We start from the raw sequence: 26534 nt of genomic DNA, 5'->3' as shown, positions 1-26534 counted from the left end.
GCAAGAGGCGCCCGAACAGCGTCTCCTCCGTGAGATCAACAGAAACCCCCTCCAATCCGAACACCGTCAGCTGAAATCAACGAACGAATGACCGGCAGGCCGTCAGCACCAGATGTGGTGGGTGCCGGACTCAGGGGGATAAGCCTTTTCAACCTGAATGACTTCGATGAAGCTCCGCCACCGCCGCCGTATCTCTACAAGTATCTGCCTGAGGAGCGGATTGAGAATGTTCTTGAGGGAGGAGTCGTCAGGTTTACTCCATTATTCAATACAAATGACTTGTTCGAGGTGCGATTGACATTCGAGAAATTGGCCGGGCCGAAGTTCTGTCAATTGCTCTCAGATCAAATGGATTTGACGGTCAGCCGCGAGTCCGTTCGTGAACTTACAGCCAAGATCCTTGCAGAGAATGGTTTAGGAGCGTTGCCTGTCGATGTCGTCCTTGATTTGGCAGATCAGCATTTCGGGGGGGATTTCGCGGGAACCGTCAGAGAAATGATGCAGGTTGCAGCCGAAACCATGCTTGTCCCCCATTTCAACGACCCAATGAATATATTGCGTCTGTTAGAGCGGATGGGGCGAGAATTGCTGTGCTTTTCGCTTTCTGATCGCATGGATATTGCGCCGATGTGGGCGCACTACGCGAACAATAACCGTGGATTTGTTGTAGCGTTTCGTTCCGAGCACGAATGGTTCAGACGCCGCAAGAATGGCGAGGACACGCGGTTGCAGAAGGTTACCTACTTTGACGGGAAGTTGGATGAGCCGTTTGAAAACGTGCAAGCTGCCTTCATTTCAAAGACAACCGATTGGGCATATGAGTGTGAGTGGAGGCTCTATGCGAAGGAAGGTCAAGTTGACAGGATTGTTGGCGAATCAAGCGATCCCATCCACCTGATTGATTTCCCGCCTGACGCGGTTGACCGCGTGATATTGGGTAGCAAGTCCAGCGATCAAACCTCGCGGCGCATTCGTGAAATCTTAGCCTCTAAGTATCCGTTGGCTCGCTTGGTTAGAGCTGTCCCCGATCCCAACCATCCTACCTACCAGGAAGTGCCGTTTGAATAGCGGTCCAAATTCAGTACGAGTTGGGGTATGGCAACCATACGCCACCCTTTGCCCTCGCCGATTGCACCTCGCGCCCAGCCCGTGTATCTCTCCGCCGGTGTCGAAGGCAGGACGGGGGTGCGGATGCGTCGGGTGGTGATTACGGGACTGGGGATGCTGACGCCGCTGGCCTGCGGGGTGGAGGCGACGTGGAGCCGTCTGCTGGCCGGGCAGTCGGGCGCGGGGACGATCACCAAGTTCGACGCGAGCCATTTGCAGACCACCTATGCCTGCGAAATTCCGCGCGGCGATGGCTCGGACGGCACCTTCAACCCCGACGACTGGATGGAACCCAAGGACCAGCGCAAGGTCGATGACTTCATCCTTTACGGGATGACGGCCGCGGTGCAGGCGGTGAAGGATTCGGGCTGGGAGCCGACCGACGAGGAAAGCCGCTGCCGCACGGGCGTGATGATCGGCTCGGGCATCGGCGGGTTGTCGTCGATCGCGGAAACGGCGGTCTTGCTGAAGGAACGCGGGCCGCGGCGGGTCAGTCCGTTCTTCATTCCGGGCGCGCTGATCAACCTGATCTCGGGGCAGGTGTCGATCCGGTTCGGGTTCAAGGGGCCGAACCATGCGGTGGTGACGGCCTGTTCGACCGGCGCCCATGCGATCGGCGATGCGGCGCGGCTGATCCAGTGGGACGATGCCGATGTGATGATCGCGGGCGGCGCGGAAAGCCCGATTTGCGAGATCGGCATCGCCGGGTTCAATGCCTGCAAGGCGCTGAGCACCAAGCGGGGGGCGGAGCCGCAGAAGGCCAGCCGCCCCTACGACGCGGATCGCGACGGCTTCGTGATGGGCGAGGGCGCGGGGGTGGTGGTGCTGGAGGAATACGAGCACGCCAAGGCGCGCGGCGCGAAGATCTATGCCGAGGTGCTGGGCTACGGGCTGTCGGGCGACGCCTATCACATCACCGCGCCGAGCGAGAACGGCGAGGGCGGCTATCGCGCGATGCAGATGGCGCTGAAGCGGGCGGGGCTGGCGCCGTCGGCGGTGGATTACATCAACGCGCATGGCACCTCGACCATGGCGGACACGATCGAACTGGGCGCGGTGGAGCGGCTGCTGGGCGACGCGGCGGCGGGTGCGACGATGTCGTCGACGAAGTCGTCGATCGGGCACCTGCTGGGCGCGGCGGGCGCGGTGGAGGCGATCTTCTGCGTGCTGGCGATGCGCGACCAGATCGCGCCGCCGACGATCAATCTGGATACCCCTGCGGTGACGCCGGTGCTGGATCTGGCGCCGAACGTGGCGGTGAAGCGCAAGATCGATGTGGCGCTGTCGAACTCGTTCGGCTTTGGCGGCACCAATGCGAGCCTCGTGCTCGGCCGGGTTCACGGCTGATGTGGCGCTCGCTCGCCTCGAACGCGCTGACGCTGTTCATCGTGGCGCTGGCGGGGATCGCCGGGCTCGTCGCCTGGGGCGAGAAGACCTATACCGGGCCGGGCCCGCTGGCGCAGGCGGTCTGCGTGCGGGTGGACAAGGGCGCCAGCGTGTCGTCGGTCAGCAAGGTCTTGCTGACGCAGGGCGCGATTTCGAGTGCGACGATCTTCCGGCTGGGGGCACAGTATTCCGGCCAGCCCGAGGGGCTGAAGTTCGGCAGCTATCTGGTGCGGCCCGGCACCTCGATGAGCGATATCTTCGACACGCTGACCAAGGGTGGGCAGAGCAGTTGCGGCACCGAGGTGAACTTCCGCGTCGGCGTGACGGATGCGCAGATCGTGGTGCGCACGCTCGACCCGGCGACGGAAGCCTTTGTCGAGGTGGCGAAATTCGATGTGGGCCCGGACCCGGTGCCGCAGGCATACAGCGATGCGGAGAAGGTGCCCGACACGCGCTACCGCGTGACGCTGGCCGAGGGGGCGACAAGCTGGCAGGTGGTGGACAGTCTGAAGAAGGCGGACTTCCTGACCGGGGACGTCGCCAGACTGCCCGAGGAGGGAAGCCTGGCGCCCGAGAGCTATGACGTGACCAGGGGCGAGCCGCGGGTGCAACTGATCGCCGAGATGCAGGCGCGGCAGGCGGCGACGCTGGCCGAACTGTGGGGCGGGCGGTCGGCGGGGCTGCCCTACAAGACGCCGGGCGAGGCAATGGTGATGGCCTCGCTGATCGAGAAGGAAACCGGGGTGGCGGGCGAACGGGCCGAGGTCGCCTCGGTCTTCCTCAACCGGCTGGCGCAGGGGATCAAGTTGCAGACCGACCCGGCGGTGATCTACGGCATCACCAAGGGGCAGGGCACACTGGGGCGCGGCCTCAGGCAAAGCGAGTTGCGCGCCATCGCCAACCCCTACAACACCTATGTCATCGACGGGCTGCCGCCGGGGCCGATCGCCAATCCGGGGCAGGCGAGCATCGCGGCGGCGCTGCATCCGGCGGACACGAAATACCTGTATTTCGTGGCGGACGGGACCGGCGGGCACGCCTTTGCCGAGACGCTGGCCGAGCACAACCAGAACGTGGCCAAGTGGCGGGCGATCGAGGCGGCGCAGGGGATCGCCCCGGACGCGGGCAACTGAGGCGGGCGGGTTAACGAGGGGTTAACGCTGCGCGCGACAAACCATTGATCCCGCTGGATTTTATGCTTGACCTTCCGGGCGGTCCAAGGTATACGTTGTGACATGCTAGAAGAGGTGGGCAAGCGGCACGGGGCAACCCGGCGCCGCTTTTCCGTTTCTCTCGGGCGGACCGGCAAGAGGGGCAGGTTCGCAATCACATGACAACACAGACACCCGGTGACGGGGCTGCGCCGCGTTCGATGATTTCGAACGCGACGCTGCTTTACGAGACGGCGGCCGACGTTTTCGCGCTTGTCATCGACGAGGCGCGCGACGGCGATCCGAAGGCGGCGAAAGAGGCGCTGGGCTATGCCCGGGAATTCCGGCAGGCGCTGCTCGCGGTGCTGAACGAAAGGGCGACCATTGAAAAACTCCGCAAAGACGCCGAGGGAATCGTTCACGATTACGCCCTCGATTTCGACCGGGCGCGCGCTGAGATCGGGCGCCGCCTGGCTTGCCTCCGCGACGCCGCAGACGGTTGACGCGTTTCTGAACGGCTTGAGCGACGAGGCGCTGCTGGCGCTGCCGTGGATGTTCGAGTTCTGGGCGCTGCCGCATCAGTTGCCCCCGGTGGGGGCCTGGCGGACCTGGGTGATCATGGGCGGGCGCGGCGCGGGGGAAACCCGCGCCGGGGCCGAGTGGGTGCGCGCCGAGGTGGAGGGCGCGCGCCCGACCGACCCTGGCCGATCGAGGCGCGTGGCGCTGGTCGGCGAGACGGTGGATCAGGTGCGCGAGGTGATGATCTTCGGTGACAGCGGGATCCTGGCCTGCTCGCCCCCCGACCGGCGACCGGAATGGGAGGCGGGGCGCAAGCGGCTGGTCTGGCCCAACGGGGCGGTGGCGCAGGTCTTTTCGGCGCATGAACCGGAAAGCCTGCGGGGGCCGCAGTTCGACGCGGCCTGGGTCGATGAACTGGCGAAGTGGAAGAAGGCGGGCGAAGCCTGGGACATGTTGCAGTTCGCGCTGCGCTTAGGCGAGTTGCCACGGCAGGTGGTGACGACGACGCCGAAGAACGTCGGCGTGCTGAAGGCGATCCTGCAGAACCCCTCGACCGTGGTGACCCATGCGCCGACCGAGGCGAACCGGGCCTATCTGGCGGCCTCGTTCCTGCAGGAGGTGCGGGCACGCTATCAGGGCCAGCGGCTAGGTCGGCAGGAACTGGACGGCGAGTTGATCGAGGATGTCGACGGCGCGCTCTGGCCGCTCGCGGCGCTGGAGGCGGCGCAGGTTGCCACGGTGCCGAAGCTCGACCGCATCGTGGTGGCGGTGGACCCGCCAGTGACGGGGGGCAGCAAGGCCGATGCCTGCGGGATCGTGGTGGCGGGCGTGGTGATGCAGGGGCCGCCGCAGGACTGGCGGGTCTATGTGCTGGAGGATGCCTCGGTCGAGGGGGCGTCTCCGGCGCAATGGGCGCATGCGGCGGTGGCGGCGATGCATCGGCATGGCGCCGACCGGCTGGTGGCCGAGGTGAACCAGGGCGGCGACCTGGTGGAGCGGGTGATCCGGCAGGTCGACGCGCTGGTGCCGTTCCGCGCGGTGCGCGCCACGCGCGGCAAGGCGGCGCGGGCGGAGCCGGTGGCGGCCTTGTACGAGCAGGGCCGGGTCAAGCACGTTCGCGGGCTGGGCGCGCTGGAGGAGCAGATGGGCCGGATGTCGGTGCGGGGCTATCAGGGCACCGGCAGCCCGGACCGGGTGGACGCGCTGGTCTGGGCGCTGACGGACCTGATGATCGACCCGGCGCGAGCGTTTCAGGCGCCGCGAGTGCGCGGGCTGTAAAGCGCCGGGGGGCTGTCTGCCCCCCCAGGCCGGCCCACGCGGCCGGGCGTTCACCCCGGAAACCCTCCACTGGAGGGTTTCCGGATCGGGGTTCACCCCCGAGGATATCTCAGGACCGAAAGTGGGTGCGGGCGCTGTCGGCGCTCGCGTTCTTCTTGGTCCAAATACTCCCGCCAGAGGCGCAGGTCGGCCGGAGACGGCCCGGGCGCGGATGAGGCACGGACATGAGGAGCGGATGGATGGTGTTTGATTTTCTGCGGCGCGGGGCGGTGCCGGTGTCGCCGGTGGTGCCGGAGCGCAAGGCCTCGGCGACCGGGCCGGTGATCGCCTGGGCGGGGGCGGGGGGCCGGGTGGCCTGGAGCCCGCGCGACACCGGGTCGCTGACGCGGACGGGTTTCATGGCGAACCCGGTGGGGTTTCGCGCGGTGCGGCTGATCGCCGAGGCGGCGGCCGCGCTGCCGCTGGTGTTTCAGGATGCCGACCGGCGCTATGACCTGCATCCGCTGGTCGGGCTGTTGTCGCGGCCGAACGGGGCGCAGGGGCGGGCGGAGCTGTTCGAGGCGCTCTATGGCCAGCTTCTGCTGTCGGGCAACGGCTATCTGGAGGCGGTGATGGGCACCGACCGGTTGCCGGGCGAGTTGCATGTGCTGCGCTCGGACCGGATGGCGGCGGTGCCGGGGGCGGACGGCTGGCCGGTGGCCTATGAGTATACGGTAGGGGCGCGCAAGCTGAGGTTCGACATGACGGGGCCGGTGGCGCCGGTCTGCCACCTCAAGAGCTTTCATCCGCAGGATGATCACTACGGCTTTTCGCCGTTGCAGGCGGCGGCGGTGGCGATCGACGTGCACAACAGCGCGTCGGCCTGGTCGAAGGCGCTGCTGGACAATGCGGCAAGGCCGTCGGGGGCGATCGTCTACAAGGGGGTGGACGGGCAAGGGAGCCTGTCCAGCGACCAGTATGACCGGCTGGTGTCGGAGATGGAAAGCTACCATCAGGGCGCGCGCAATGCCGGGCGGCCGATGCTGCTGGAGGGCGGGCTAGACTGGAAGCCGATGGGGTTCTCGCCCAGCGACATGGAGTTCCAGAAAACGAAGGAGTCGGCGGCGCGCGAGATCGCCACCGCCTTCGGGGTGCCGCCGATGCTGATGGGCATACCGGGCGACGCGACCTACGCGAATTATCAGGAGGCGAACCGGGCGTTCTACCGGCTGACCGTGCTGCCCATGGCGACGCGGGTGACGGCGGCGGTGGCGCACTGGCTTTCGGGCTTCACCGGCGAGGTGGTGGAGATCCGGCCGGACCTCGACCAGGTGCCCGCGCTGGCCGCCGAACGCGATCAGCAATGGGCGCGGGTGGGGGCGGCGACGTTCCTGAGCGATGCCGAGAAGCGGGCGATCCTCGGCCTGCCACGGCTGCCGGAGGCGCCATGACGGCGCGGCGGGCGGCGCCGGGCTCGCGCTACCTTTACGACAGTTTCGATGCGACAGCGGCGCGGGTGGAGGCGAACGAGCGGGTCGCCGAGGAACGCTGGGGCGGCCTGGAATACCGGCTGAACCAGATCGAGGGGACGCTGGAGCGGGTGGAACGACGGCTGTGGCTCGGGGTCTACGGCGTTGCCACCTTCCTGCTGGCGCAGGGTGCCGAGGTTCTGGTGCGGGCGATCATCAAGTGAGGATTTCCGAATGGATGTGATGGATTACGGGTTGGAGCGGAAGTTCCAGCAGGTGGCGCCGGGACTGGTGGTCACGGATGGCGCGACGGTGGAGGGCTATGCCTCGGTCTTCGGTCTGCGCGATCAGGGCGGCGATGTGGTGCTGGCGGGGGCCTATGCGGCCTCGCTGACCGCGCTGGCGGCGCGCGGGGGCCGGGTGAAGATGCTGTGGCAGCACGACCCCGCGCAGCCGATCGGCGTCTGGGACGAGGTGCGCGAGGACAAGCACGGGCTCTGGGTCAAGGGGCGGCTTTTGACCGACGTAGCCAAGGGGCGCGAGGCGGCGGCGCTGGTGGGCGCGGGCGCCATCGAGGGGCTGTCGATCGGCTACCGCACGGTGGCTGCGACGAAGGACGCCAAGGGGCAGCGCACCCTGACGGAACTGGAGCTTTGGGAGGTGTCGCTAGTCACCTTTCCGATGCTTCCCCAGGCGCGGGTGGCGGCTAAGGCCGAAGCACCCGATGCCGTCTGGCGCGAGGTGGCGGCGGCCTTCGAGGACGCACGCCGGGAACTGGCCGCGCGCTGAGCGGCCTTTGGCGTTTCATCCATCAGAGGAACACGGAGATGACGATGAGCGAGACGAAGGCCGGGGCCGGTGGCCCTGACGGCCGACTGCCGGTTGCCGAGGTGAAAACCGCGCTGGCCGGGTTTCTGGGGGAATTCAAGAGCTTCCAGGACGAGATGAAATCGACGTTGCAACAACAGGAAGAGCGACTGACCATGCTGGATCGCAAGACCATGACCGCGGGCCGCCCGGCCCTTTCGATGGCCACCGAGATCGAGGCGCCGCATCAGAAGGCGTTCGACGCCTATCTGCGCTCGGGGGATGATGGCGGCCTTCGCTGCCTCGTGCTGGAGGGCAAGGCGCTGAACACCGCAGTTGCGGCGGACGGCGGCTATCTGGTCGACCCGCAGACCGCGGCGACGATCCGCTCGGCGCTGAAATCCTCGGCCTCGATCCGCTCGATCGCCAATGTGGTGACGGTGGAGTCGACGACCTTCGACGTGCTGATCGACCACAGCGACGTGGGCACCGGCTGGGCGACCGAGTCGGGCAGCATCGCCGAAAGCGCCACCCCGCAGATCGACCGCATCTCGATCCCGCTGAACGAGTTGTCGGCGATGCCGAAGGCGAGCCAGCGTCTGCTGGACGACAGCGCCTTCGACATCGAGGGCTGGCTGGCGGAGCGCATCGCCGACAAGTTCGCCCGCGCCGAGGCGCAGTCGTTCATTTCGGGCGACGGGGTGGACAAGCCCAAGGGGTTCCTCGCCCATCCGACGGTGGCGGACGCCTCGTGGACCTGGAGCAAGCTTGGCTATGTTGCCACCGGCAATGCGGGCGATTTCGCCACGACGAACGCCTCGGACGCGGTGGTCGATCTGGTCTATGCGCTCGACTCGACCTACCGCGCCAATGGTGCCTTCGTGATGAACTCGAAGACCGCGGGCGCGGTGCGCAAGATGAAGGACGCGGACGGCCGGTTCCTGTGGGCCGATGGCCTGCAGGCGGGTGAGCCCGCGCGGCTGATGGGCTACCGGGTGCTGGTGGCCGAGGACATGCCCGATATCGCGGCCAATGCCTATGCGATCGCGTTTGGCGACTTCCGCAGCGGCTACACGATCGCCGAGCGGCCCGACCTGCGCGTGCTGCGCGATCCGTTCTCGGCCAAGCCCTACGTGCTGTTCTACGCCTCCAAGCGGGTCGGCGGCGATGTCAGCGATTTCGCGGCGATCAAGCTTCTGAAGTTCGCGGTGGCCTGACGCCAGCGGGAAGGCCGGTTCCGGGGCAAACCCCGGCCCGGCCGGGCGCGTGCCGGTCTGGCCCGGTGTCGTCTAGCAGCTCCCTCCGTCCGAGCGACGCGGGTGGTGCGCGCCCCTTTTTTGCGGAGGCCGAATTCGGAGTGATGCCATGATGCTGATCGAGCAGGCCCCGGTGCCCCAAGCGGTGCTGCCGGTGGCGGAATTCAAGGACCACCTGCGGCTGGGCACCGGCTTTGCCGACGACGGCCAGCAGGACGCGCTGGCCGAAAGCTACCTGCGGGCGGCGCTGGCGGCGATCGAGGGGAGGATCGGCAAGGCGCTGATCCAGCGGGCATTCTGGCTGGAGCTGGCGGACTGGCGCGAGCCGGGCGTGCAGCCGTTGCCGCTGGCGCCGGTGCAGGCGGTGGCCTCGGTGACTTTGGTGGACAGTGACGGCGCGGAGTCGGTTGTCGACGCGGCGCGCTGGCGGCTGGTGAAGGACTTGCAGCGACCGCGCATCGTCTCGGTCGGGGTGCTGCTGCCGACGGTGCCGCAGGACGGGGCGGTGGAGATCGTGTTCGCGGCGGGCTTCGGCCCGGCCTGGGGCGATGTTCCGGCCGATCTGCGGCAGGCGGTGCTGCTGCTGGCGGCGCAGTATTACGAACTGCGCCACGAGGGCGGCGCCGGTGCGGGCGCGATGCCGTTCGGGGTGATGGCGCTGATCGAGCGGTGGCGGACGGTGCGGGTGCTGGGCGGGGGCGTGGCATGAACGCGCCCCGGCTGAACCGGGCGCTGCACCTCGAGGCGCTGGCGCGGGTGCCGGATGGGGCGGGCGGCTACGGCGACAGTTGGGCCGCGCTCGGCACGCTGTGGGCCGAGGTGAAGCCGGGCTCCGGGCGCGCGGTGGCGGCCGACCCGGTGACGGCGTCGGTCGCGGCATATCGGATCACGGTGCGGGCGGCGCCGGTGGGGGCGCCGTCACGGCCGCGGCCGGATCAGCGGTTCCGCGAAGGGGTGCGGGTGTTCCGCATCCTGGCGGTGGCCGAGGCGGATGCGGAGGGGCGGTTCCTGACCTGCTTCGCCGAGGAGGAGGTGGCGGCATGAGTTACGCGGTGGCAGCGGCGTTGCAGGCGGCAGTGTTCGCCCGGCTGGCGGGGAACGCTGGCTTGAGCGCACTGGTCGGGGCCGCGGTCTATGACGCGGTGCCGCCGGGGGCGGGCACGGGGACGTTCGTGCTGATCGGCCCCGAGGAGGTGCGTGACGCTTCGGACAAGACTGGCGACGGGGCGGAGCATCGCTTCACGGTCAGCGTCGTGACGGATGCGATGGGCTTTCAGCAGGCGAAGGCGGCGGCGGTGGCGGTGTCGGACGCACTGGTGGGGGCGGACCTGAGCCTGAGCCGCGGGCGGCTGGTGTCGCTGGGCTTCCTGAAGGCGACGGCCCGGCGCGTGTCGAACGGGGCCGGGCGGCGGATCGACCTGGTGTTTCGGGCGCGGGTGGAGGGCTAGGCCCCGCGCGAAATCGGATGGATGCCTGACGAACTGATCGGGCGCGACGGATGCAAAACGGAGAATCGTGATGGGTGCCCAAAGCGGCAAAGACCTTCTGATCAAGCTCGACATGACCGGCGACGGCACGTTCGGGACACTGGCGGGGCTGCGCGCGACGCGGCTGACCTTCAACGCCGATACGGTCGACGTCACCAGCCTTGAAAGCGGTGGCTGGCGCGAGTTGCTGGCGGGCGCGGGGGTGCGGACGGCGGCAATCTCGGGCTCGGGCGTGTTCAGGGACGATGCGACCGACGCGCGGGCGCGGGCGATCTTCTTCGCGGGCGACACGCCGGAGTTTCAGGTGATCATCCCGGATTTCGGGGTGGTGCAGGGGGCGTTCCAGATCACCTCGGTCGAGTATGTCGGGAACTATGACGGTGAGGCGACCTATTCGCTGTCGCTCGCCTCGGCGGGTGCGCTGACGTTCACGGCACTCTGATGGCAAACCCCTGGGCGGGCGAGGTCGGGCTGATGCTCGACGGGCGGCGGCATGTCTGCAAGCTGACGCTGGGCGCGCTGGCCGAGCTGGAGGCGGAGCTGGCGACGGGGACGCTGGTGGAGTTGGTCGAGCGCTTCGAGGGGCGCAAGTTTTCGACCCGCGACGTGCTGGCGCTGATCGTCGCGGGGCTGCGCGGCGGCGGCTGGCAGGGGACGGCGGCGGAATTGCGGACGGTGGAGATCGGCGGCGGGCCGGTCGAGGCGGCGCGGGTGGCGGCGGAGCTGCTGGCGCGGGCCTTCACATTGCCGGGGTCGGCGGGGTGAAGGGGTTCGACTGGGCGGCGTTGCTGCGGGCGGGGCTCAGGGGAGCGTCCCTGAGCCCCGAGGCGTTCTGGCGGCTGACGCCGGTGGAGCTGCTCCTGATGCTGGGGGTCGAGGCGGGGGCGGCGCCGTTGACGCGGGCGCGGCTGGCGGACCTGGTGCGGGCGTTTCCGGATCAACGAAAGGGATAGGCGATGGCGGTGGATACAACGGCACTGGGCGACCAGATCGCGGCGCTGGAGGTCACGCTGGGCTCTTCGGCCTCGATGGCGGCGGCGTTCGACGGCGAGTTGAGCCGGATGCGGGACGGGTTGATGGCGACCGGAAGGGAAGTCACCAGCCTGTCGACCGGGATCGGCACCGGGCTGAGGCGGGCCTTTGACGGGCTGGTGTTCGATGGGGCGACGCTGTCGCAGACCCTGCAGTCGGTGGCGAAGTCGATGGCTGACACGGTCTACGCGGTGGCGATGAAGCCGGTGCAGAACGCGGTGGGGAGTTTCATCGCGAACGGGCTGCAATCGGCGGTGGCGGGGGCGCTGCCCTTCGCCAAGGGCGGCGCGTTTTCGCAAGGAAGGGTGATGCCCTTTGCAACCGGCGGCGTGGTGTCGCAGCCCACCAGCTTTCCGATGCGGGGCGGCACCGGGCTGATGGGCGAGGCGGGGCCGGAGGCGATCATGCCGCTGACGCGGGGGCCCGACGGGCGGCTGGGCGTGCAGAGCGCGGGCGGCGGGCAGGCGGTGAACGTGGTGATGAACATCACGACGCCGGACGTGACGGGCTTCCAGCGCAGTCAGGGCCAGATCGCGGCGCAGATGGGCCGGTTGCTGACGCAGGGACAGCGGAACGGATAGGGGGCGGCGATGGGGTTTCATGAGGTGCGGTTTCCGGCGAACCTCGGGTTCGGGTCGACCGGCGGGCCGCAGCGGCGCACGGACATCGTGACGCTGGCGAACGGGTTCGAAGAGCGCAACACGCCCTGGGCGCAGTCGCTGCATCACTATGATGCCGGGCTGGGGTTGCGGAGCCTGGATGATGTGCAGGCGCTGATCGCGTTTTTCGAGGCGCGGGGCGGGCAGCTTTACGGGTTTCGCTGGAAGGACTGGGCGGACTGGAAGTCCTGTCTGCCCTCGGCCGATCCGGCGCCGACCGATCAGGTGATCGGGACGGGCGACGGGGTGACGCGGGTGTTCGCGCTGGCCAAGACCTACCTTTCGGGCGAGCAGAGCTATACGCGGGTCATCGCCAAGCCGGTGGCGGGCTCGGTGCTGGCCGCCGTGCAGGGCGTGCCACTGCGCGAAACGATCGGGTTCACGGTGGACGCGGCGACGGGGCTGGTGACGTTCACCGACGCGCCGGATGTGGGAGTGACGATCACCGCCGGGTTCGCGTTCGACGTGCCGGTGCGGTTCGACACGGATCGGATTTCGATTTCGATCTCCAACTTTCAGGCGGGGCATGTGCCGAGCGTGCCGGTCGTGGAGTTGCGGCTGTGAGCGTGGGTTCATCAGGCGCCGGGGCGCTATACGCGCATCTGGCGACCGGGGCCACCACGGTGGCGCGGGCCTGGGGGGTGGTGCGGACCGACGGGCGGGTGTTCGGGTTTACCGACCACGACCGCGATCTGAGCTTCGAGGGGATCGTGTTCAAGGCAAGCTCTGGCATGACGGCTTCGGCACTGTTGCAGACGACGGGGTTGGGCATCGACAACGCGGAAGCGGTGGGGGCGCTGTCGGATGCGGCGGTGACCGAGGCGGACATTCTGGCGGGGCGGTTCGATGGCGCTGCGGTCCGGGTCTGGCTGGTGAACTGGGCGGATGTGGGCGCGCGGGTGTTGCAGTTCAACGGCACGTTCGGCCAGATCACCCGCGGGGCGGGGGCGTTTCACGCCGAGCTGCGCGGGCTTACCGAGCAGATCAACACGGCGCAGGGGCAGGTGTTCCAGACCTCTTGCGCGGCGGTGCTGGGCGACGGGCGGTGCCGGTTCGACCTGACGCAGCCGGGATACTTCGCCGAAGTGGCGGTGGAGAGGGTCGATGCGGCGCGGGTGTTCGGCTTCTCCGGGTTCGCGGGCTACGACGATCGCTGGTTCGAACGCGGGCGGGTCGTGGTGCTGAACGGGGCCGCGGCGGGGTTGGTCGGCGTGGTGAAGAATGACCGGCTGAGCGACGCGGGGCGCGTGGTGGAGTTGTGGCAGGGCCTGGGTGCGGAGGTGGTGCCGGGCGACATCGTGCGGATCGAGGCGGGCTGCGACCGATTGAGCGCGACCTGTCGGCTGAAGTTCCACAACCTGCTGAACTTTCGCGGATTCCCCGGCATTCCGGGGGAGGATTGGCTGACGTCCTACCCGACGACGGCCGGGGTGAACGACGGCGGGAGCCTGTCGTGACCCAGGGCGGGCGCGCGGTGGCGGCGGCGCGGGGCTGGATCGGCACGCCCTACCGGCATCAGGCAAGCGTGAACGGGGCGGGGGCGGATTGCCTTGGCCTGCTGCGGGGGGTGTGGCGCGAGATCTACGGCGGCGAGCCGGAGCCGGTGCCGCCCTACACAGACGATTGGGCGGAGCCGGGCGGGCACGAGGTGCTCTGGTCGGCGGCGCAGCGATGGCTGGTCGAAAAGCCCCTGGGCCAGGCGGCGCCGGGGGATGTGTTGCTGTTCCGGATGCGGGCGGGCGGGATCGCCAAGCATCTGGGCATCGCGGGGGCGGTCGGGGCGGGGCCCTCTTTCATCCATGCCTATTCCGGGCATCGGGTGGTGGAGAGTCCGCTGACCGCCCCCTGGGCGCGACGGGTCGTGGCGCGGTTCGAATTTCCATGAAGGAGGCGCGTGATGGCGACCATTCTGCTATCGGCGGTCGGTGCGGCGGTCGGCTCGGGCTTTGGCGGCACGGTGCTGGGGCTTTCCGGCGCGGTGATCGGGCGCGCGGTCGGGGCGACCCTGGGGCGCGCCCTCGACCAGCGGCTGCTGGGGGCAGGCTCGCACGCGGTCGAGACCGGGAGGGTGCAGCGGTTTTCGCTGACCGGGGCCAGCGAGGGCGCGCCGGTGGCGCGGGTCTGGGGCCGGGTGCGGATCGGCGGGCAGGTGATCTGGGCGACGCGGTTTCTGGAGCATTCGCAGACCTCGAGCGGCGGCAAGGGCGCGCCACGGCAGCCGAAGGTGACGAGCTATTCCTACACGGTCAGTCTGGCGATTGCGCTCTGCGAGGGCGAGATCACGCGGGTCGGGCGCATCTGGGCCGATGGCGCCGAGATCGCGCGGGATACGCTGAACCTGCGGGTCTATACGGGGTCGGAGGACCAGCAGCCGGACCCCAAGATCGAGGCGGTGGAGGGGGCGGGGATGGCGCCCGCCTATCGCGGCATCGCCTATGTGGCGATCGAGGATCTGGCGCTGGGGCCGTTCGGCAACCGGGTGCCGCAGTTCACCTTCGAGGTGATGCGGCCTGCGATGGCCGAGGGGCTGCCGGACCTTGTGACCGGCGTGAAGGGTGTCGCGATGATGCCGGGGACGGGGGAATATGCGCTGGCGACGACGCCGGTGCATTATGCGGCGGGTCTGGGGGTGAATACCTCGGTCAACGTCAACACGCCCTCGGGCAAGACGGATTTCGCGACCTCGCTGGAGGTTCTGGGCGAGGAGTTGCCGGGCTGCCGGTCGGTGTCGCTGGTCGTGAGCTGGTTCGGGGGCGATCTGCGCTGCGGGTCGTGCCTGGTGCAGCCGAAGGTGGAGCAGACGGCGGTCGAGGGCGTCGGCATGGTCTGGCGCGCGGGCGGGATCGGGCGGTCTGCGGCGCAGGTGGTGCCGCAGGTCGAGGGGCGGCCGGTCTATGGCGGCACACCCGCCGACGGGTCGGTGATCGAGGCGATCCGGGCGATCCGGGCGGGCGGGCAGGAGGTGATGGTCTATCCGTTCCTGCTGATGGACCCGTTGGCGGGGAACGGGCTGACCGACCCCTGGACCGGGACGGTGGATCAGCCGGCGCTGCCGTGGCGGGGGCGGATCACGCTGTCGGTCGCGCCGGGGAGGACGGGCTCGCCGGATCGGAGTGCTGTGGCCGGGGTGGAGGTGGCGTCGTTCTTCGGGGCGGCGCAGGCGTCGGATTTCAGCGTTTCGGGCGGGATGGTTCATTACAGCGGCCCGGACGAGTGGAGCTATCGCCGCTTCATCCTGCACTACGCGCATCTGGCGGCACTGGCGGGGGGCGTGGATGCGTTCTGCGTCGGGTCCGAGTTGCGCGGGCTGACGCAAGCGCGCGGGGCGGGGGACTCATTTCCGGCGGTGGCGCAGTTACGCGCGCTGGCGGCGGATGTCCGGGCGATCCTGGGACCGGAAGTGAAGATCGGCTACGCGGCGGACTGGTCGGAGTATGGCGCGTATCAGAGCCCCGAAGGCGGGCTGTGGTTCCCGCTCGATCCGTTCTGGGCGGATGACAACGTCGATTTCGTCGGCATCGACAACTACTTGCCACTGTCGGACTGGCGCGATGCGGCGGATCAGGCGGATGCGGACTGGGGGTCGATCTACAACCTCGGTTATCTGATGGCCAATGTGCAGGGCGGCAAGGATTACGACTGGTACTACGGCTCGCCCGAGGCGGAGGCGATCCAGTTGCGTACACCGATCGAGGATGGCGCCTATGGCGAGCCCTGGGTTTACCGCGCGAAGGATTTCGCGAGTTGGTGGGGGTTGGCGCATTACCAGCGCCCGGACGGGATGCGGGCGGCGGTGCCGACGCCCTGGATGCCGCAGGGCAAGCCGATCCGGTTCACCGAGATGGGTTGCCCGGCGATCGACAAGGGCACCAACGAGCCCAACAAGTTCGTCGACCCCAAGTCGTCGGAATCGAGCGTGCCCCGGTTCTCGCGCGGGACGCGGGATGATCTGATCCAGTTGCAGTACCTGCGGGCGATGATCGGGTATTGGGGCGATGCGGGGCACAACCCGGTCTCGGACGTTTACGGCGGGGCGATGGTGGATATGGACCACGCCCATGTCTGGGCCTGGGACGCGCGGCCATTTCCGTATTTCCCGAACGATACGGCGCTCTGGGCGGATGGCGCGAATTACGCGACCGGGCATTGGATCACCGGGCGCACCTCTGGCCAGCCGCTGGCGAACGTGGTGGCGGAGATTTGCGCGGCGTCGGGGGTGACGGCGGTCGATGTGAGCGACCTTTACGGTTATGTGCGCGGCTATGCGCTGGCGGAGACGGGGACGGCGCGCACGGCCTTGCAACCCCTGATGCTGGGCTATGCTTTCGATGCGGCCGAGCGGGACGGGGCGCTGGGCTTTCCGTCGCGCGGGGGACGGTCGGCGGCGGCGCTGGCGCCGGAGCGGATGGTTGACGGGGGGGCGTCCGGCACGATCGAAAGCGCACGGGCGGCGCTGGGCGAGACGGCGGCGCGGGTGCGCTTGAGTTTTGTCGAGGCCGAGGGGGACTATCAGGTCCGTTCGGCCGAGGCGGCGTTTCCCGATGCGGCGGAACGATCGGTGGCGCAAAGCGATCTGCCGCTGGTGCTGACGCAAGGAGAGGGGCGGGCGATCACCGAACGGTGGCTGGCCGAAGCGCGGGTGGCACGGGATATGGTGAAGTTCGCGCTGCCACCCTCGCAGGCGAGACTGGGCGCGGGGGATGTGGTGACGCTGGACGGGGCGGACTACCGCATCGACCGGGTGGAGGATGCAGGCGCGCGGGCGATCGAGGCGGTGCGGGTGGAGGCGCAGGTCTACACCCCGAGCGACGCGGTGGCCGGGGCGGTGAGCCCGCGTGCGTTCACCGCGCCGGTGCCGGTGTTTCCGCTGTTCCTCGATCTGCCACTGCTGTCCGGGGATGAGGCGCCGCAGGCGCCGCATCTGGCGGTGACGGCGACGCCCTGGCCAGGGTCGGTGGCCTGTTATGCGGCGGCCTCGGATGCGGGCTATGGGCTGAACCTGACGCTGACGGCGCCTGCCGTGGTGGGGGTGACGCAGGGGCCACTGGCGCGCGCGGTGCCGGGGCTCTGGGATCGGGGCGAGGCGCTGCGGGTGACGGTCTACGGTGGCGCGCTGAGTTCGGCGGCGATGGGCGACGTGCTGAACGGGGCCAATCTGGCGGCGATCGGCGATGGGTCTTCGGACAATTGGGAGGTGTTCCAGTTCGCCAATGCCGTGCTGGTGGCGCCGGGGGTCTATGACCTGACGCTTCGGTTGCGGGGGCAGGCCGGGACGGATGCGGTGATGCCGGAGGTCTGGCCGGTGGGGAGTTATGTCGTGCTGCTGAATTCGGCGGTGCCGCAGATCGACCTGGCGGCGAGCTTGCGCGGGATCGCGCAGAACTACCGGATCGGACCGGCGGCGCGGGGCTATGACGATCCGTCGTACGTGCATCTGGTGGAGGCTTTCACGGGCATCGGGCTCAGGCCCTATTCGCCGTGTCAACTGGTGGCGGCGGGGTCGGGGGATATCAGCTTGAGCTGGGTCCGGCGGACGCGGATCGACGGGGACAGTTGGGCGGGGCTGGATGTGCCGCTGGGCGAAACTGCGGAAAACTATCTGGTGCGGGTGCTCACCGGCGCCGGGATCGTGCGCGAGGAAACCGTGGGCACGCAGGGCTGGACTTACGCGGCGGCCGCGAGAGCAGCGGACGGGGTGAGCGGAGACTATCGCGTCGCGGTGGCGCAACTGTCGGACCGGTTCGGCGCCGGACCTTTTACGGAGATCTTGATCCATGGCTGATACGTCGCAACTGAACCTGCCGCTGCTGTCGCCCTCGCAGGCGCAGAAGCACGTTACGGTGAACGAGGCCTTTGCTCGGCTCGACGGGCTGACGCAGATGGTGCTGGCCTCGCGGACGGCAACGACGCCGCCCGCGAGCGCCGAGGAGGGGACGAGTTATGCGGTGCCCTCGGGCGCGGTGAACGCTTGGGCGGGGCAGGATGGCGCGGTGGCGACCTTCGCCAACGGCGGCTGGGTCTTCGCGATACCAAAGCGCGGCTGGCGCGGGTTCATCGCCGACGAGAGCGTGACGGTGCTGCATGACGGCAGCGAATGGCAGGCGGGGGCGCTGGCGCTGTCGCCGAGCGGGGCGGGGACGTTCCTGAAGGTGGACGAGTTCGAGCATGTGATCGGGGCAGGGGCGGTTTCGACCACCACGGGGCAGATCGCCTCGGGCGTGATGGTGATCGCGGTGACGGCGCGGGTGCTGGTGGCGGTGACGGGAACACTGACGTCGTGGCAGTTGGGCTCCGCCGCGGCGGCGAATCGGTTCGGCAGCGGGCTGGGCCTTGGCGCGGGATCCTATGCGCGGGGGATGCTGTCGCAGCCGATGACCTACTGGGGCGCGGCGCCGCTGTTGCTGACGGCGACGGGCGGCGTGTTTGCGGGCGGCAGGGTGCGGATCGCGGTGCATTATCTGGACCTCAGCCTGCCGGGGATGTGACATGCGGGCCGTGCTGATGGGTGACGTGATCGCAGCGGCGCGGGCGCTGCTGGCGTTCGAGCCGGTGGAGCGACAGGCGCTGCTGGTGCGCATGATCGACCAGGCGGAGCAGGCCGACCGTTATCGCAAGAGGCTGGGCCGTGCCCACCCGAACTGGGGCAACGGCAGCCTGATGGCGGCGGCAAGCCGGTGGCCGCAGGCACCCGAACCGTTTCTGAGCGACCCGGACTACCTCGACTGCCTGCAGATGGTGCTGGGGCGGTTGGCGCTGCGGCGTTGCCCGCACCTGCCGGTTTTTTCGAGCTGCCGCTCTTTCAGGATGAAAACGGTCGACTATCTGGTGTAATACAGCCGAAAGCGGAGGGCGCAGCATGGCCGAAACCAGAGCCAAGGTAGCAACGATCGACCCGGTCTGGACGCGCATCTGCGAAGAGGCGCGCGCCGCGTTGCGCAACGAGCCGCTGTTGGGCGGGCTGGTGCATTCGAGCCTGTTGCACCACCCGACGATGGAACGCGCGCTGGCCTACCGGTTTTCGCTGAAGCTTGCCTCGGGCGAGATCGGCGAGCAGATCTTGCGCGAGATCGCCGACGAGGCCTATTCCAGCGATCCGGGTCTGGGGCAGGCGGCGCGCGCCGACATCGTGGCGGTGCATGATCGCGATCCGGCCTGCCATCGGTTCCTGCAGCCGGTCTTGTTCTTCAAGGGCTATCAGGCGGTGCAGGCCTACCGGGTCGGTCACTGGTTGTGGACGCAGGGACGGCAAGATCTGGCCTACCTGATCCAGATGCGGGTGTCGGAGGTCTTTGGCGTGGACATCCACCCGGCGGCGCGGATGGGGCGCGGGATCATGATCGACCACGCCCACTCGATCGTCATCGGCGAGACGGCGGTGGTGGGTGACAACGTGTCGATGCTGCACTCGGTGACGCTGGGCGGCACCGGCAAGGAGGATGGCGACCGCCATCCGAAGATCGGCAACGGCGTGATGATCGGCGCGGGTGCAAAGGTGCTGGGCAATATCCGGGTGGGCGAGAATTCACGGATCGCCGCCGGGTCGGTGGTGCTGCACGACGTGCCCTGCTGCAAGACGGTGGCTGGGGTGCCCGCGCGGATCGTGGGTGACGCCGGGTGCGATCAGCCGTCGGTGAAGATGGACCAGTTGCTGAGCGAAGACGGGTTCTGAGGCGGCACCGAGGCGAGGGGCTGTCTGCCCCTCGCGCTCCCCGAGGATATTTGAGGATCGAAAGTGCGGGTTGCCGGGCTTTGGCGGCCCGGCCCGTCGTCGTGCCTTGTTCCCGAATTCAGGCGAGCATGGCGACCGGGCTTTCGAGGTTCTCGATGATTGCCTTCAGGAACGCGGCGCCAAGCGCGCCGTCGATCACGCGGTGGTCGACCGAGAGGGTCATCGACATCACGGTGGCGACGCCGACCGTGCCATCCTTCAGCACCACGGGCTTCTTCGCCCCGGCGCCGACCGCGAGGATCGAGCCGTGCGGCGGGTTGATCACGGCGTCGAAGCTGTCGATGCCGAACATCCCGAGGTTCGAGATCGCGAAGCTGCCGCCCTGGTACTCGGTGGGGGCAAGCTTGCGGGTCTTGGCGCGGGCGGCGAGGTCTTTCATTTCCGCCGAGAGGGCCGAGATCGACTTCAGGTGGGCGTCGCGCAGGACGGGGGTGAAAAGGCCACCCTCGATCGCCACGGCGACGGCCACATCGGAGGGTTTCAGCCGCAGGATGCGGTCGCCGGCCCAGACGGCGTTGGCGTCAGGCACGGCCTGCAGCGCCAGCGCGCAGGCCTTGATGATGAAGTCGTTCACCGAAAGCTTGATGCCGCGGGTGGCGAGTTGGGCGTTCAGCGTCTCGCGGAAGGCCAGCAGCGCGTCGAGCTGCACATCGCGGCGGAGGTAGAAGTGAGGGATGGTCTGCTTGGCCTCGGTCAGACGGGCGGCGATGGTCTTGCGCATGCCGTCGAGGGTGATTTCCTCATAGGCGCGGTCGGCGTAGATCTTCCTGACCATTTCGGCCGACATGCCGGTGGGCATCGCCGTTGCGGCAGGGGCTGCGGGCGCGGACGCCGGGGCGGGCACGGCGATGGGGGCCGGGGTCGAAGCGGCGACGGGTGCGGCGGGTTTGCCCTCGACATCTGCCTTGACGATGCGGCCGTGCGGGCCCGAGCCGGTGACGGCGGTCAGGTCCAACCGCTTCTCGGCGGCGATGCGACGGGCGAGCGGTGAGGCAAAGACGCGGGCGCCGGTGGGTTTCGCGGCGGCCGGGGCGGGGGCGGTTGCTGCGACGGGGGCCGGAACAGCCGCCGGGGCGGCGGCGGGCGCGGATTTCGCGGCCGGAGAAGCGTCGGCCGACTCGCCCTCCACCACCAGCACGGCGATCGGGGTGTTGACCTTCACGCCCGCGGTGCCCTCGGCGATCAGCAGCTTGCTGATGATCCCCTCGTCCACCGCCTCGAATTCCATCGTGGCCTTGTCGGTCTCGATCTCGGCGAGGATGTCGCCGGATTTCACCGCCTGACCTTCCTTCACCAGCCATTTCGCCAGCGTCCCCTCCTCCATCGTCGGAGAGAGGGCGGGCATCAGGATTTGCGTGGCCATTCGATCTCTCCTCAGCGGTAGCAGGCGGATTTGACGGCCTCGACGACCTCGGCGGTGGTGACCAGCGCGAGCTTTTCGAGGTTGGCGGCGTAAGGCATCGGCACGTCCTTGCCGGTGCAGTTGATCACCGGCGCGTCGAGGTAGTCGAAGGCGCGCATCATGATCGTGGCCGACAGGTGGTTGCCGATCGCGCCGACGGGCCATCCCTCCTCCACCGTGACACAGCGGTTGGTCTTCATCACCGAGGCGAGCACGGTATCGTAGTCGATCGGGCGCAGGGAGCGGAGGTCGATCACCTCGGCGCTGATGCCGTCTTTTGCAAGGATATCAGCGGCTTCCAGCGCGTAGTGCATGCCGATGCCGAAGCTGACGATGGTCACGTCGGTGCCCGTGCGCCAGATTCGGGCCTTGCCGAAGGGGATGGTGAAATCGGGCAGGTCCGGAACCTCGAACGAACGGCCATAGAGGATCTCGTTCTCGAGGAAGATCACCGGGTTCGGGTCGCGGATCGCGGTTTTCAGCAGACCCTTCGCGTCGGCGGCCGAATAGGGCATCACCACCTTGAGGCCCGGCACCATCGCATACCAGGCGGCGTAGTCCTGGCTGTGCTGGGCGCCGACGCGGGCGGCCGCCCCGTTGGTCCCCCGGAACACGATGGGGCAGCCCATCTGACCGCCCGACATGTAAAGCGTCTTGGCGGCCGAGTTGATAATCTGATCAATGGCCTGCATCGCGAAGTTGAAGGTCATGTACTCGACGATCGGGCGCAGGCCGCCGAAGGCCGCGCCGACCGCGATGCCGGTGAATCCTTGTTCGGTGATCGGCGTGTCGATCACCCGCTTTTCGCCGAATTCGTCCAGCATGCCCTGGCTGATCTTGTAGGCGCCCTGGTATTCGCCGACTTCCTCGCCCATCAGGAAGACCTCGGGGGTGGAGCGCATTTCCTCGCTCATCGCTTCCCGCAGCGCCTCGCGCACGGTCATCGTCTTCATCGGCGTGCCTGTCGGCCAGTCGGGCGAGGCGTTCGACACGACGGCGACCGGGGCGGTCGCGACGGCGGCAGGTTTCGCGGCCTCTGCCACCGGCGCGGCGCCAACAGGCGCGGCTTTCGGCGCGGCACCGACGCTTTCGCCCTCTTCCACCAGCACGGCGATCGGGGTGTTGACCTTCACGCCCGCGGTGCCTTCGGCGACCAAGCGCTTGCCGACGATCCCCTCATCCACCGCTTCGAATTCCATCGTGGCCTTGTCGGTCTCGATCTCGGCGAGGATCTGGCCGGATTTGACCACATCCCCCTCCTTCACCAGCCATTTCGCCAGCGTGCCCTCTTCCATCGTGGGCGACAGCGCGGGCATCAGAATTTCGGTTGCCATGGTGTCTCCCCCTCAGGCGTAGATGTCGGTCCAAAGCTCGCTCAGCGCGGGCTCGGGGCTGTCTTTGGCGAAGTCTGCGGCCTCGTTGACACGGGCCTTGATGTCCTTGTCGATCGCCTTCAGGTCGTCATCGGTGGCGTGGCCGCCCTGCAGGATCAGCTCGCGGACGTGCTCGATGGCGTCCTTCTCGTCGCGCATCTTCTGCACCTCTTCGCGGGTGCGGTATTTCGCCGGGTCCGACATCGAGTGGCCGCGGTAACGGTAGGTCATCATTTCAAGGATGTAGGGGCCTTCGCCCGCGCGGCAGACCGCAACCGCCTTTTCGCCCGCGGCGCGAACCGCCTGCACGTCCATCCCGTCGACAGCCTCGCCCTGAATGCCGTAAGCCTCGCCGCGTTCCCACAGCGTCTTCGACTTGGTGGACCGCTTCATGCTGGTCCCCATCGCATACTGGTTGTTCTCGATCACGAAGATCACCGGCAGGTTCCACAGTTCGGCCATGTTGTAGGCCTCATAGACCTGGCCCTGGTTGGCCGCGCCGTCGCCGAAATAGGCGAACGTCACCCGCTTGTTGCCCAGATACTTGTCGGCAAAGGCCAGACCCGCGCCCAGCGGCACCTGGGCGCCGACGATGCCGTGGCCGCCGTAGAAGTGCTTTTCCTTCGAGAACATGTGCATCGAGCCGCCCTTGCCGTGGCTGTAGCCGCCCTCGCGCCCGGTCAGTTCCGCCATTACGCCCTTCGGGTCCATGCCGCAGGCCAGCATGTGGCCGTGGTCGCGGTAGCTGGTGATGCGCTTGTCGCCGTCCTCGGCGGCGGCCTCCAGCCCGACGACGACTGCCTCCTGCCCGATGTAGAGGTGGCAGAACCCACCGATCAGCCCCATCCCGTAAAGCTGTCCCGCCTTCTCCTCGAATCGCCGGATCAGCAGCATTTCGCGGTAGTAGTGCAGCAGGTCGTCTTTGGACGTATTCGATTTGGCCGGTGTCTTTCGCGTCGCCATGCCGGGGCCTCCCATCGTCGCGCAGATAGTTTAATGTTAAACCACCTATAGCGTATCGGAAAACACAGGGCGAGAGCAATTTCGCCGACCGGGGCGGGCGGCAATTGCATGGCTCGGCGGGGCTGGCGGCCGGGGGGGCCGGGATGTCGGGTCCGCTGACCGGACCGCCGCGAAAACGCCCCGCTCAGCGGATGACGACCTCGTCGGGGCGCATGTAGCCAAGCACATCGCGCGTCTGCTCGCCGAGCAGGTCGAGGTCGAGGAAACCGTCCGACAGCCGCCGGGTCTTGTTCTTCAGCACGTCGAGTTGTGCCTGCAGACTGTCACGTTCGGCCCGCAGATCGCGCGCCTCGGCATCGACCTGGACCCGGCGGAAGATGCCATAATCCCCCTGCACGGCGGCGAAGGTGAAATAGGTCCCGGCGGTGAAGGCCACCGCGAAGTAGGTCATCGCGCCGATCGGGGGGCGCTTCTTTTTGCCGGTCATGCTCTGCCTCGCCCGGGTCTCTGCGGACCCTCTGCGCGATTCTTGCACAGAGGAGTCGCTTTGGGAATCCCCCAGTGGCATTTTTCCAAACAGGTGCCCCGCTTGTGAAGGAAAGTTGCCATGTTGCCGCCACGCGCCCTGCTGCCCGGACATGAGGTGACGAATCAGCCGCCCGCCCGCGGCGATGCCGGTCTCTGGGCCGACGACCCCGCGCTGAGGGCGATGGCGACCGCGATGGGCGGCGACGCCGCGCATCTGGCGGCGCGGGGTCGGGTGCTTGGCTCCGCCGATCTGCGCGCGGCGGGCCGCGAGGCGATGCGGGTTGCGCCCGACCTCAGGCTCTTCGATGCGGGCGGGCGACGGCTCGACGAGGTCGTGTTCCACCCTGCCTACCACCGCCTGATGGCCGAGGGTCTCGGCGCGGGCTATGCCGCGCTGCCCTGGGAGGGCGCGCCGGGCGGTCATGTCAGCCATGCCGCGCTCCTTTACCTGCACACGCAGGTGGAGCCCGGCACCTGCTGCCCGATGACGATGACCTATGCCGCGGTGCCCGCGCTGGCCGCCGACCCGGTGCTGGCGGCGCACTGGCGGCCGAAGCTGACCTCGCGCCACTACGACCCCTCGGTGGCACCACTGGCGCAAAAACAGGGCGCCACCCTCGGCATGGCGATGACCGAAAAGCAGGGCGGCTCGGACCTGCGCGCCAATAGCACCCGCGCCATTCCTGACGGCCCGCACTACCGTCTGACCGGTCACAAATGGTTCTGTTCGGCCCCGATGTCTGACGGCTTCCTGACGCTGGCACAGGCCCCCGGCGGGCTCACCTGTTTCCTCCTGCCACGCTGGCTGGAGGGCGAGCGCAACGCCATCCGTCTGCTGCGGCTGAAGGACAAGCTGGGCAACCGCGCTAATGCCTCGGCCGAGATCGAGTATGACGGCGCGCTGGCGCATCGGCTGGGCGACGAAGGCGCAGGCGTGCGCACCATCCTCGCCATGGTCCACCATACCCGCCTCGACACCGCCATAGCCCCCGCCGGGATCATGCGCGCGGCCTTGGTCGAGGCGCATCACTGGGTCAGCCACCGCACCGCCTTCCAGCGCCGCCTGATCGACCAGCCGCTGATGCAGGCGGTTCTGGCCGACCTCGCGCTCGATTGGGAGGGCGCCACGGCGCTCGGCCTGCGCGTCGCCGCCGCCTTCGACGACCCCGCCCAGCGCGCTTTCGCCCGCCTCGCCGTGGCGCTGGCGAAATACCTCTCCAACAAGCTCTGCCCGCCACTCGTCGCCGAGGCGATGGAAGTGATGGGCGGCATGGGCTATGTCGAGGAAACCGCCCTGCCGTGGCTCTACCGCGAGGCGCCGCTGAACGGCATCTGGGAAGGCTCGGGCAACGTCATCTGCCTCGACATCCTGCGCACCGTCGCGAAGGAACCCGCCGCCGTCGATGCCGACCTTGACGCCGCAAGGGGCGCCGACCGCCGCTATGACGCGGCGCTCACCGCCCACCGCGCCCGCTGGCCCGGCCCCCCGCCCGAAGCGCAGGCGCGCTGGTTCGCCGAAAGCCTCGCCACGCTCTTGACCGCCGCCACCCTGATCCGCCATGCCGCCCCCGCCGTCGCCGACGGCTACGCCGCCGCCCGCCTGGCCCGCGAGGGCGGGCGCACCCCCGGCGCGGTCGCGGGCCTCGACACCGCGGCGCTGATCGCCCGGCTTGGCCCCTCGACCTGAGCCGCCGCCTCGGGCATTCTCTCCGGCGCAACCGGAGGGACTCATGAGCCTGGACAGTGACATCGCCGCCATCGCGCAGCAGGAGCAATTGCTCCGCTTCGCCGGCTTCACCGAGGATGATGCCTTCCGCCTCGGCTGCCTGATCCGGGAAGAGGCGGCGCGGCAGGGCCTCTCGGTCGCCATCGACATCCGCGATGCCGCGCGCGTCCTCTTCGCCGCCACCATGCCCGGCACCGCGCCCGACAACGCCGACTGGATCCGCCGCAAGTCGGCCACCGTGCTGCGCACCCATCGCTCGTCCTACGGCTTCGGCCGGATGCTGGAGGCGCGCGGCCAGTCCCTCGGCCCCGACCGCAACATGGACCCGGCCGACTACGCCGCGCATGGCGGCGGCTTCCCGATCCACGTCAGCGGCACCGGTGTCGTCGCCTGCGTCACCGTCTCGGGCCTGCCGCAGCGCGAGGATCACCGCCTCGCCACCTTCGGCGTGTGCACATTCCTCGGCCTCGACCCGGCGGACCACGACCTGCCCGCCTGACCGCGCCCCCATTCTTCTTGGCGAAAATACTCGGAGTTTAGGAACGTCTGATCAAGCGCTTCGGCTGCGCCGATTTGGCTGCCTGATCGTTGCGGTGAGGCTGCGTTCGGGCAAAGTGCTCCGGTTTCGGGCTTTCGCAGCCGCCGTCATGGCGGCAAGCTGGTTTTCGGACGGACTCGTCCTC

General features: G+C 68.5%; 29 protein-coding genes. 25 read left to right on the top strand and 4 right to left on the bottom strand.

Annotated elements, in window-relative coordinates; all coding sequences use genetic code 11:
* Positions 1-87: 87 nt before the first annotated feature.
* From AC11WY_RS16170 to cysE, 23 genes are all read left to right on the top strand, one after another.
* Complete coding sequence (locus AC11WY_RS16170) at positions 88-1068, top strand: DUF2971 domain-containing protein (protein WP_482927373.1); 981 nt, start codon at positions 88-90, stop codon at positions 1066-1068.
* A gap of 123 nt (positions 1069-1191) precedes the next feature.
* Positions 1192-2454 carry a beta-ketoacyl-ACP synthase II gene (gene fabF, locus AC11WY_RS16165; protein WP_482927371.1) on the top strand — a complete coding sequence of 421 codons (1263 nt, stop codon included), beginning with the start codon at positions 1192-1194 and terminating at the stop codon, positions 2452-2454.
* On the top strand, positions 2454-3626 hold the full coding sequence (gene mltG / locus AC11WY_RS16160) for an endolytic transglycosylase MltG (protein WP_482927369.1): 1173 nt from the start codon (positions 2454-2456) through the stop codon (positions 3624-3626). Before fabF ends, mltG begins: the two co-directional genes overlap by 1 nt.
* Before the next feature lie 239 nt (positions 3627-3865).
* On the top strand, positions 3866-4147 hold the full coding sequence (locus AC11WY_RS16155; RefSeq protein WP_482927367.1) for a hypothetical protein: 282 nt from the start codon (positions 3866-3868) through the stop codon (positions 4145-4147).
* Positions 4098-5441, top strand: a complete 1344-nt coding sequence (locus tag AC11WY_RS16150; RefSeq protein WP_482927374.1) for a DNA-packaging protein — start codon at positions 4098-4100, stop codon at positions 5439-5441. Before AC11WY_RS16155 ends, AC11WY_RS16150 begins: the two co-directional genes overlap by 50 nt.
* A 239-nt stretch (positions 5442-5680) precedes the next feature.
* Complete coding sequence (locus tag AC11WY_RS16145) at positions 5681-6871, top strand: phage portal protein (RefSeq protein ID WP_482927365.1); 1191 nt, start codon at positions 5681-5683, stop codon at positions 6869-6871.
* Complete coding sequence (locus tag AC11WY_RS16140) at positions 6868-7113, top strand: GTA head formation protein, RCAP_rcc01685 family (RefSeq protein WP_482927363.1); 246 nt, start codon at positions 6868-6870, stop codon at positions 7111-7113. The genes AC11WY_RS16145 and AC11WY_RS16140 overlap by 4 nt, the downstream gene beginning before the upstream one ends.
* A 10-nt stretch (positions 7114-7123) precedes the next feature.
* Positions 7124-7678, top strand: a complete 555-nt coding sequence (locus AC11WY_RS16135) for an HK97 family phage prohead protease (RefSeq protein WP_482927361.1) — start codon at positions 7124-7126, stop codon at positions 7676-7678.
* A 38-nt stretch (positions 7679-7716) separates the two neighbouring features.
* Complete coding sequence (locus AC11WY_RS16130) at positions 7717-8913, top strand: phage major capsid protein (protein ID WP_482927359.1); 1197 nt, start codon at positions 7717-7719, stop codon at positions 8911-8913.
* Between the two features lie 148 nt (positions 8914-9061).
* A complete protein-coding gene (locus AC11WY_RS16125; protein ID WP_482927357.1) occupies positions 9062-9661 on the top strand; it encodes a head-tail connector protein in 600 nt (199 codons plus the stop codon).
* Positions 9658-9996, top strand: coding sequence for a head-tail adaptor protein (locus AC11WY_RS16120; RefSeq protein ID WP_482927355.1), 339 nt, complete (start codon positions 9658-9660; stop codon positions 9994-9996). The genes AC11WY_RS16125 and AC11WY_RS16120 overlap by 4 nt, the downstream gene beginning before the upstream one ends.
* Positions 9993-10400 carry a DUF3168 domain-containing protein gene (locus AC11WY_RS16115; protein WP_482927353.1) on the top strand — a complete coding sequence of 136 codons (408 nt, stop codon included), beginning with the start codon at positions 9993-9995 and terminating at the stop codon, positions 10398-10400. Before AC11WY_RS16120 ends, AC11WY_RS16115 begins: the two co-directional genes overlap by 4 nt.
* Positions 10401-10470: 70 nt before the next feature.
* Positions 10471-10881, top strand: a complete 411-nt coding sequence (locus AC11WY_RS16110; RefSeq protein ID WP_482927351.1) for a phage major tail protein, TP901-1 family — start codon at positions 10471-10473, stop codon at positions 10879-10881.
* On the top strand, positions 10881-11204 hold the full coding sequence (locus tag AC11WY_RS16105) for a gene transfer agent family protein (protein ID WP_482927349.1): 324 nt from the start codon (positions 10881-10883) through the stop codon (positions 11202-11204). Before AC11WY_RS16110 ends, AC11WY_RS16105 begins: the two co-directional genes overlap by 1 nt.
* Positions 11201-11392: a rcc01693 family protein gene (locus AC11WY_RS16100; protein ID WP_482927347.1), complete on the top strand. Its 192-nt coding sequence runs from the start codon at positions 11201-11203 to the stop codon at positions 11390-11392. The genes AC11WY_RS16105 and AC11WY_RS16100 overlap by 4 nt, the downstream gene beginning before the upstream one ends.
* Positions 11393-11395: 3 nt before the next feature.
* A complete protein-coding gene (locus AC11WY_RS16095; RefSeq protein WP_482927345.1) occupies positions 11396-12052 on the top strand; it encodes a phage tail tape measure protein in 657 nt (218 codons plus the stop codon).
* 9 nt (positions 12053-12061) lie between these two features.
* The gene (locus AC11WY_RS16090) at positions 12062-12694 is read left to right on the top strand and encodes a phage distal tail protein, Rcc01695 family (protein ID WP_482927343.1); all 633 of its coding nucleotides are present in this window, start codon (positions 12062-12064) and stop codon (positions 12692-12694) included.
* Positions 12691-13587, top strand: coding sequence for a DUF2163 domain-containing protein (locus AC11WY_RS16085; RefSeq protein ID WP_482927341.1), 897 nt, complete (start codon positions 12691-12693; stop codon positions 13585-13587). Before AC11WY_RS16090 ends, AC11WY_RS16085 begins: the two co-directional genes overlap by 4 nt.
* A complete protein-coding gene (locus AC11WY_RS16080; RefSeq protein ID WP_482927339.1) occupies positions 13584-14015 on the top strand; it encodes an NlpC/P60 family protein in 432 nt (143 codons plus the stop codon). Before AC11WY_RS16085 ends, AC11WY_RS16080 begins: the two co-directional genes overlap by 4 nt.
* 12 nt (positions 14016-14027) lie before the next feature.
* Positions 14028-17912: a baseplate multidomain protein megatron gene (locus AC11WY_RS16075; RefSeq protein WP_482927337.1), complete on the top strand. Its 3885-nt coding sequence runs from the start codon at positions 14028-14030 to the stop codon at positions 17910-17912.
* A complete protein-coding gene (locus AC11WY_RS16070) occupies positions 17905-18615 on the top strand; it encodes a DUF2793 domain-containing protein (RefSeq protein WP_482927335.1) in 711 nt (236 codons plus the stop codon). Before AC11WY_RS16075 ends, AC11WY_RS16070 begins: the two co-directional genes overlap by 8 nt.
* Before the next feature lies 1 nt (position 18616).
* On the top strand, positions 18617-18961 hold the full coding sequence (locus AC11WY_RS16065) for a DUF7742 family protein (RefSeq protein ID WP_482927333.1): 345 nt from the start codon (positions 18617-18619) through the stop codon (positions 18959-18961).
* A gap of 25 nt (positions 18962-18986) precedes the next feature.
* Positions 18987-19799 (top strand): serine O-acetyltransferase, encoded by an 813-nt coding sequence (gene cysE / locus AC11WY_RS16060; protein ID WP_482927331.1) that lies wholly within the window; start codon positions 18987-18989, stop codon positions 19797-19799.
* Between the two features lie 118 nt (positions 19800-19917).
* Here the strand turns inward: cysE and AC11WY_RS16055 are convergent, their stop codons facing one another.
* The 4 genes from AC11WY_RS16055 to AC11WY_RS16040 all read right to left on the bottom strand — a co-directional run bounded on the left by AC11WY_RS16055 (position 19918) and on the right by AC11WY_RS16040 (position 24084).
* Positions 19918-21222, bottom strand: coding sequence for a pyruvate dehydrogenase complex dihydrolipoamide acetyltransferase (locus tag AC11WY_RS16055; RefSeq protein ID WP_482927329.1), 1305 nt, complete (start codon positions 21220-21222; stop codon positions 19918-19920).
* An 11-nt stretch (positions 21223-21233) separates the two neighbouring features.
* Positions 21234-22595: a pyruvate dehydrogenase complex E1 component subunit beta gene (locus tag AC11WY_RS16050; RefSeq protein WP_482927327.1), complete on the bottom strand. Its 1362-nt coding sequence runs from the start codon at positions 22593-22595 to the stop codon at positions 21234-21236.
* A gap of 12 nt (positions 22596-22607) precedes the next feature.
* Positions 22608-23597: a pyruvate dehydrogenase (acetyl-transferring) E1 component subunit alpha gene (gene pdhA, locus AC11WY_RS16045; RefSeq protein ID WP_482927325.1), complete on the bottom strand. Its 990-nt coding sequence runs from the start codon at positions 23595-23597 to the stop codon at positions 22608-22610.
* A 184-nt stretch (positions 23598-23781) separates the two neighbouring features.
* On the bottom strand, positions 23782-24084 hold the full coding sequence (locus tag AC11WY_RS16040) for an FtsB family cell division protein (RefSeq protein ID WP_482927323.1): 303 nt from the start codon (positions 24082-24084) through the stop codon (positions 23782-23784).
* Positions 24085-24204: 120 nt separating this feature from the next.
* On the opposite strand from AC11WY_RS16040, the gene AC11WY_RS16035 reads away from it, so the two are divergent.
* Complete coding sequence (locus AC11WY_RS16035) at positions 24205-25812, top strand: acyl-CoA dehydrogenase family protein (RefSeq protein WP_482927321.1); 1608 nt, start codon at positions 24205-24207, stop codon at positions 25810-25812.
* Between the two features lie 43 nt (positions 25813-25855).
* Complete coding sequence (locus AC11WY_RS16030) at positions 25856-26350, top strand: heme-degrading domain-containing protein (protein ID WP_482927319.1); 495 nt, start codon at positions 25856-25858, stop codon at positions 26348-26350.
* Positions 26351-26534 lie beyond the last annotated feature (184 nt).

This window comes from Solirhodobacter sp. (genome assembly GCF_964715405.1).
Note: the sequence above shows the minus strand (reverse complement) of the source record. Positions and strands in the feature narration are given on the sequence as shown.

What these genes read in the sequence shown, in the direction of transcription:
- AC11WY_RS16170 (WP_482927373.1), top strand. Translation starts at nt 88, where the DNA reads ATGACCGGCAGGCCGTCAGCACCAGATGTGGTGGGTGCCGGACTCAGG.
- fabF (WP_482927371.1), top strand. Translation starts at nt 1,192, where the DNA reads ATGCGTCGGGTGGTGATTACGGGACTGGGGATGCTGACGCCGCTGGCC.
- mltG (WP_482927369.1), top strand. Translation starts at nt 2,454, where the DNA reads ATGTGGCGCTCGCTCGCCTCGAACGCGCTGACGCTGTTCATCGTGGCG.
- AC11WY_RS16155 (WP_482927367.1), top strand. Translation starts at nt 3,866, where the DNA reads ATGATTTCGAACGCGACGCTGCTTTACGAGACGGCGGCCGACGTTTTC.
- AC11WY_RS16145 (WP_482927365.1), top strand. Translation starts at nt 5,681, where the DNA reads ATGGTGTTTGATTTTCTGCGGCGCGGGGCGGTGCCGGTGTCGCCGGTG.
- AC11WY_RS16140 (WP_482927363.1), top strand. Translation starts at nt 6,868, where the DNA reads ATGACGGCGCGGCGGGCGGCGCCGGGCTCGCGCTACCTTTACGACAGT.
- AC11WY_RS16135 (WP_482927361.1), top strand. Translation starts at nt 7,124, where the DNA reads ATGGATGTGATGGATTACGGGTTGGAGCGGAAGTTCCAGCAGGTGGCG.
- AC11WY_RS16130 (WP_482927359.1), top strand. Translation starts at nt 7,717, where the DNA reads ATGACGATGAGCGAGACGAAGGCCGGGGCCGGTGGCCCTGACGGCCGA.
- AC11WY_RS16125 (WP_482927357.1), top strand. Translation starts at nt 9,062, where the DNA reads ATGATGCTGATCGAGCAGGCCCCGGTGCCCCAAGCGGTGCTGCCGGTG.
- AC11WY_RS16120 (WP_482927355.1), top strand. Translation starts at nt 9,658, where the DNA reads ATGAACGCGCCCCGGCTGAACCGGGCGCTGCACCTCGAGGCGCTGGCG.
- AC11WY_RS16115 (WP_482927353.1), top strand. Translation starts at nt 9,993, where the DNA reads ATGAGTTACGCGGTGGCAGCGGCGTTGCAGGCGGCAGTGTTCGCCCGG.
- AC11WY_RS16110 (WP_482927351.1), top strand. Translation starts at nt 10,471, where the DNA reads ATGGGTGCCCAAAGCGGCAAAGACCTTCTGATCAAGCTCGACATGACC.
- AC11WY_RS16105 (WP_482927349.1), top strand. Translation starts at nt 10,881, where the DNA reads ATGGCAAACCCCTGGGCGGGCGAGGTCGGGCTGATGCTCGACGGGCGG.
- AC11WY_RS16095 (WP_482927345.1), top strand. Translation starts at nt 11,396, where the DNA reads ATGGCGGTGGATACAACGGCACTGGGCGACCAGATCGCGGCGCTGGAG.
- AC11WY_RS16090 (WP_482927343.1), top strand. Translation starts at nt 12,062, where the DNA reads ATGGGGTTTCATGAGGTGCGGTTTCCGGCGAACCTCGGGTTCGGGTCG.
- AC11WY_RS16075 (WP_482927337.1), top strand. Translation starts at nt 14,028, where the DNA reads ATGGCGACCATTCTGCTATCGGCGGTCGGTGCGGCGGTCGGCTCGGGC.
- AC11WY_RS16070 (WP_482927335.1), top strand. Translation starts at nt 17,905, where the DNA reads ATGGCTGATACGTCGCAACTGAACCTGCCGCTGCTGTCGCCCTCGCAG.
- AC11WY_RS16065 (WP_482927333.1), top strand. Translation starts at nt 18,617, where the DNA reads ATGCGGGCCGTGCTGATGGGTGACGTGATCGCAGCGGCGCGGGCGCTG.
- cysE (WP_482927331.1), top strand. Translation starts at nt 18,987, where the DNA reads ATGGCCGAAACCAGAGCCAAGGTAGCAACGATCGACCCGGTCTGGACG.
- AC11WY_RS16055 (WP_482927329.1), bottom strand. Translation starts at nt 21,222, where the DNA reads ATGGCCACGCAAATCCTGATGCCCGCCCTCTCTCCGACGATGGAGGAG.
- AC11WY_RS16050 (WP_482927327.1), bottom strand. Translation starts at nt 22,595, where the DNA reads ATGGCAACCGAAATTCTGATGCCCGCGCTGTCGCCCACGATGGAAGAG.
- pdhA (WP_482927325.1), bottom strand. Translation starts at nt 23,597, where the DNA reads ATGGCGACGCGAAAGACACCGGCCAAATCGAATACGTCCAAAGACGAC.
- AC11WY_RS16040 (WP_482927323.1), bottom strand. Translation starts at nt 24,084, where the DNA reads ATGACCGGCAAAAAGAAGCGCCCCCCGATCGGCGCGATGACCTACTTC.
- AC11WY_RS16035 (WP_482927321.1), top strand. Translation starts at nt 24,205, where the DNA reads ATGTTGCCGCCACGCGCCCTGCTGCCCGGACATGAGGTGACGAATCAG.
- AC11WY_RS16030 (WP_482927319.1), top strand. Translation starts at nt 25,856, where the DNA reads ATGAGCCTGGACAGTGACATCGCCGCCATCGCGCAGCAGGAGCAATTG.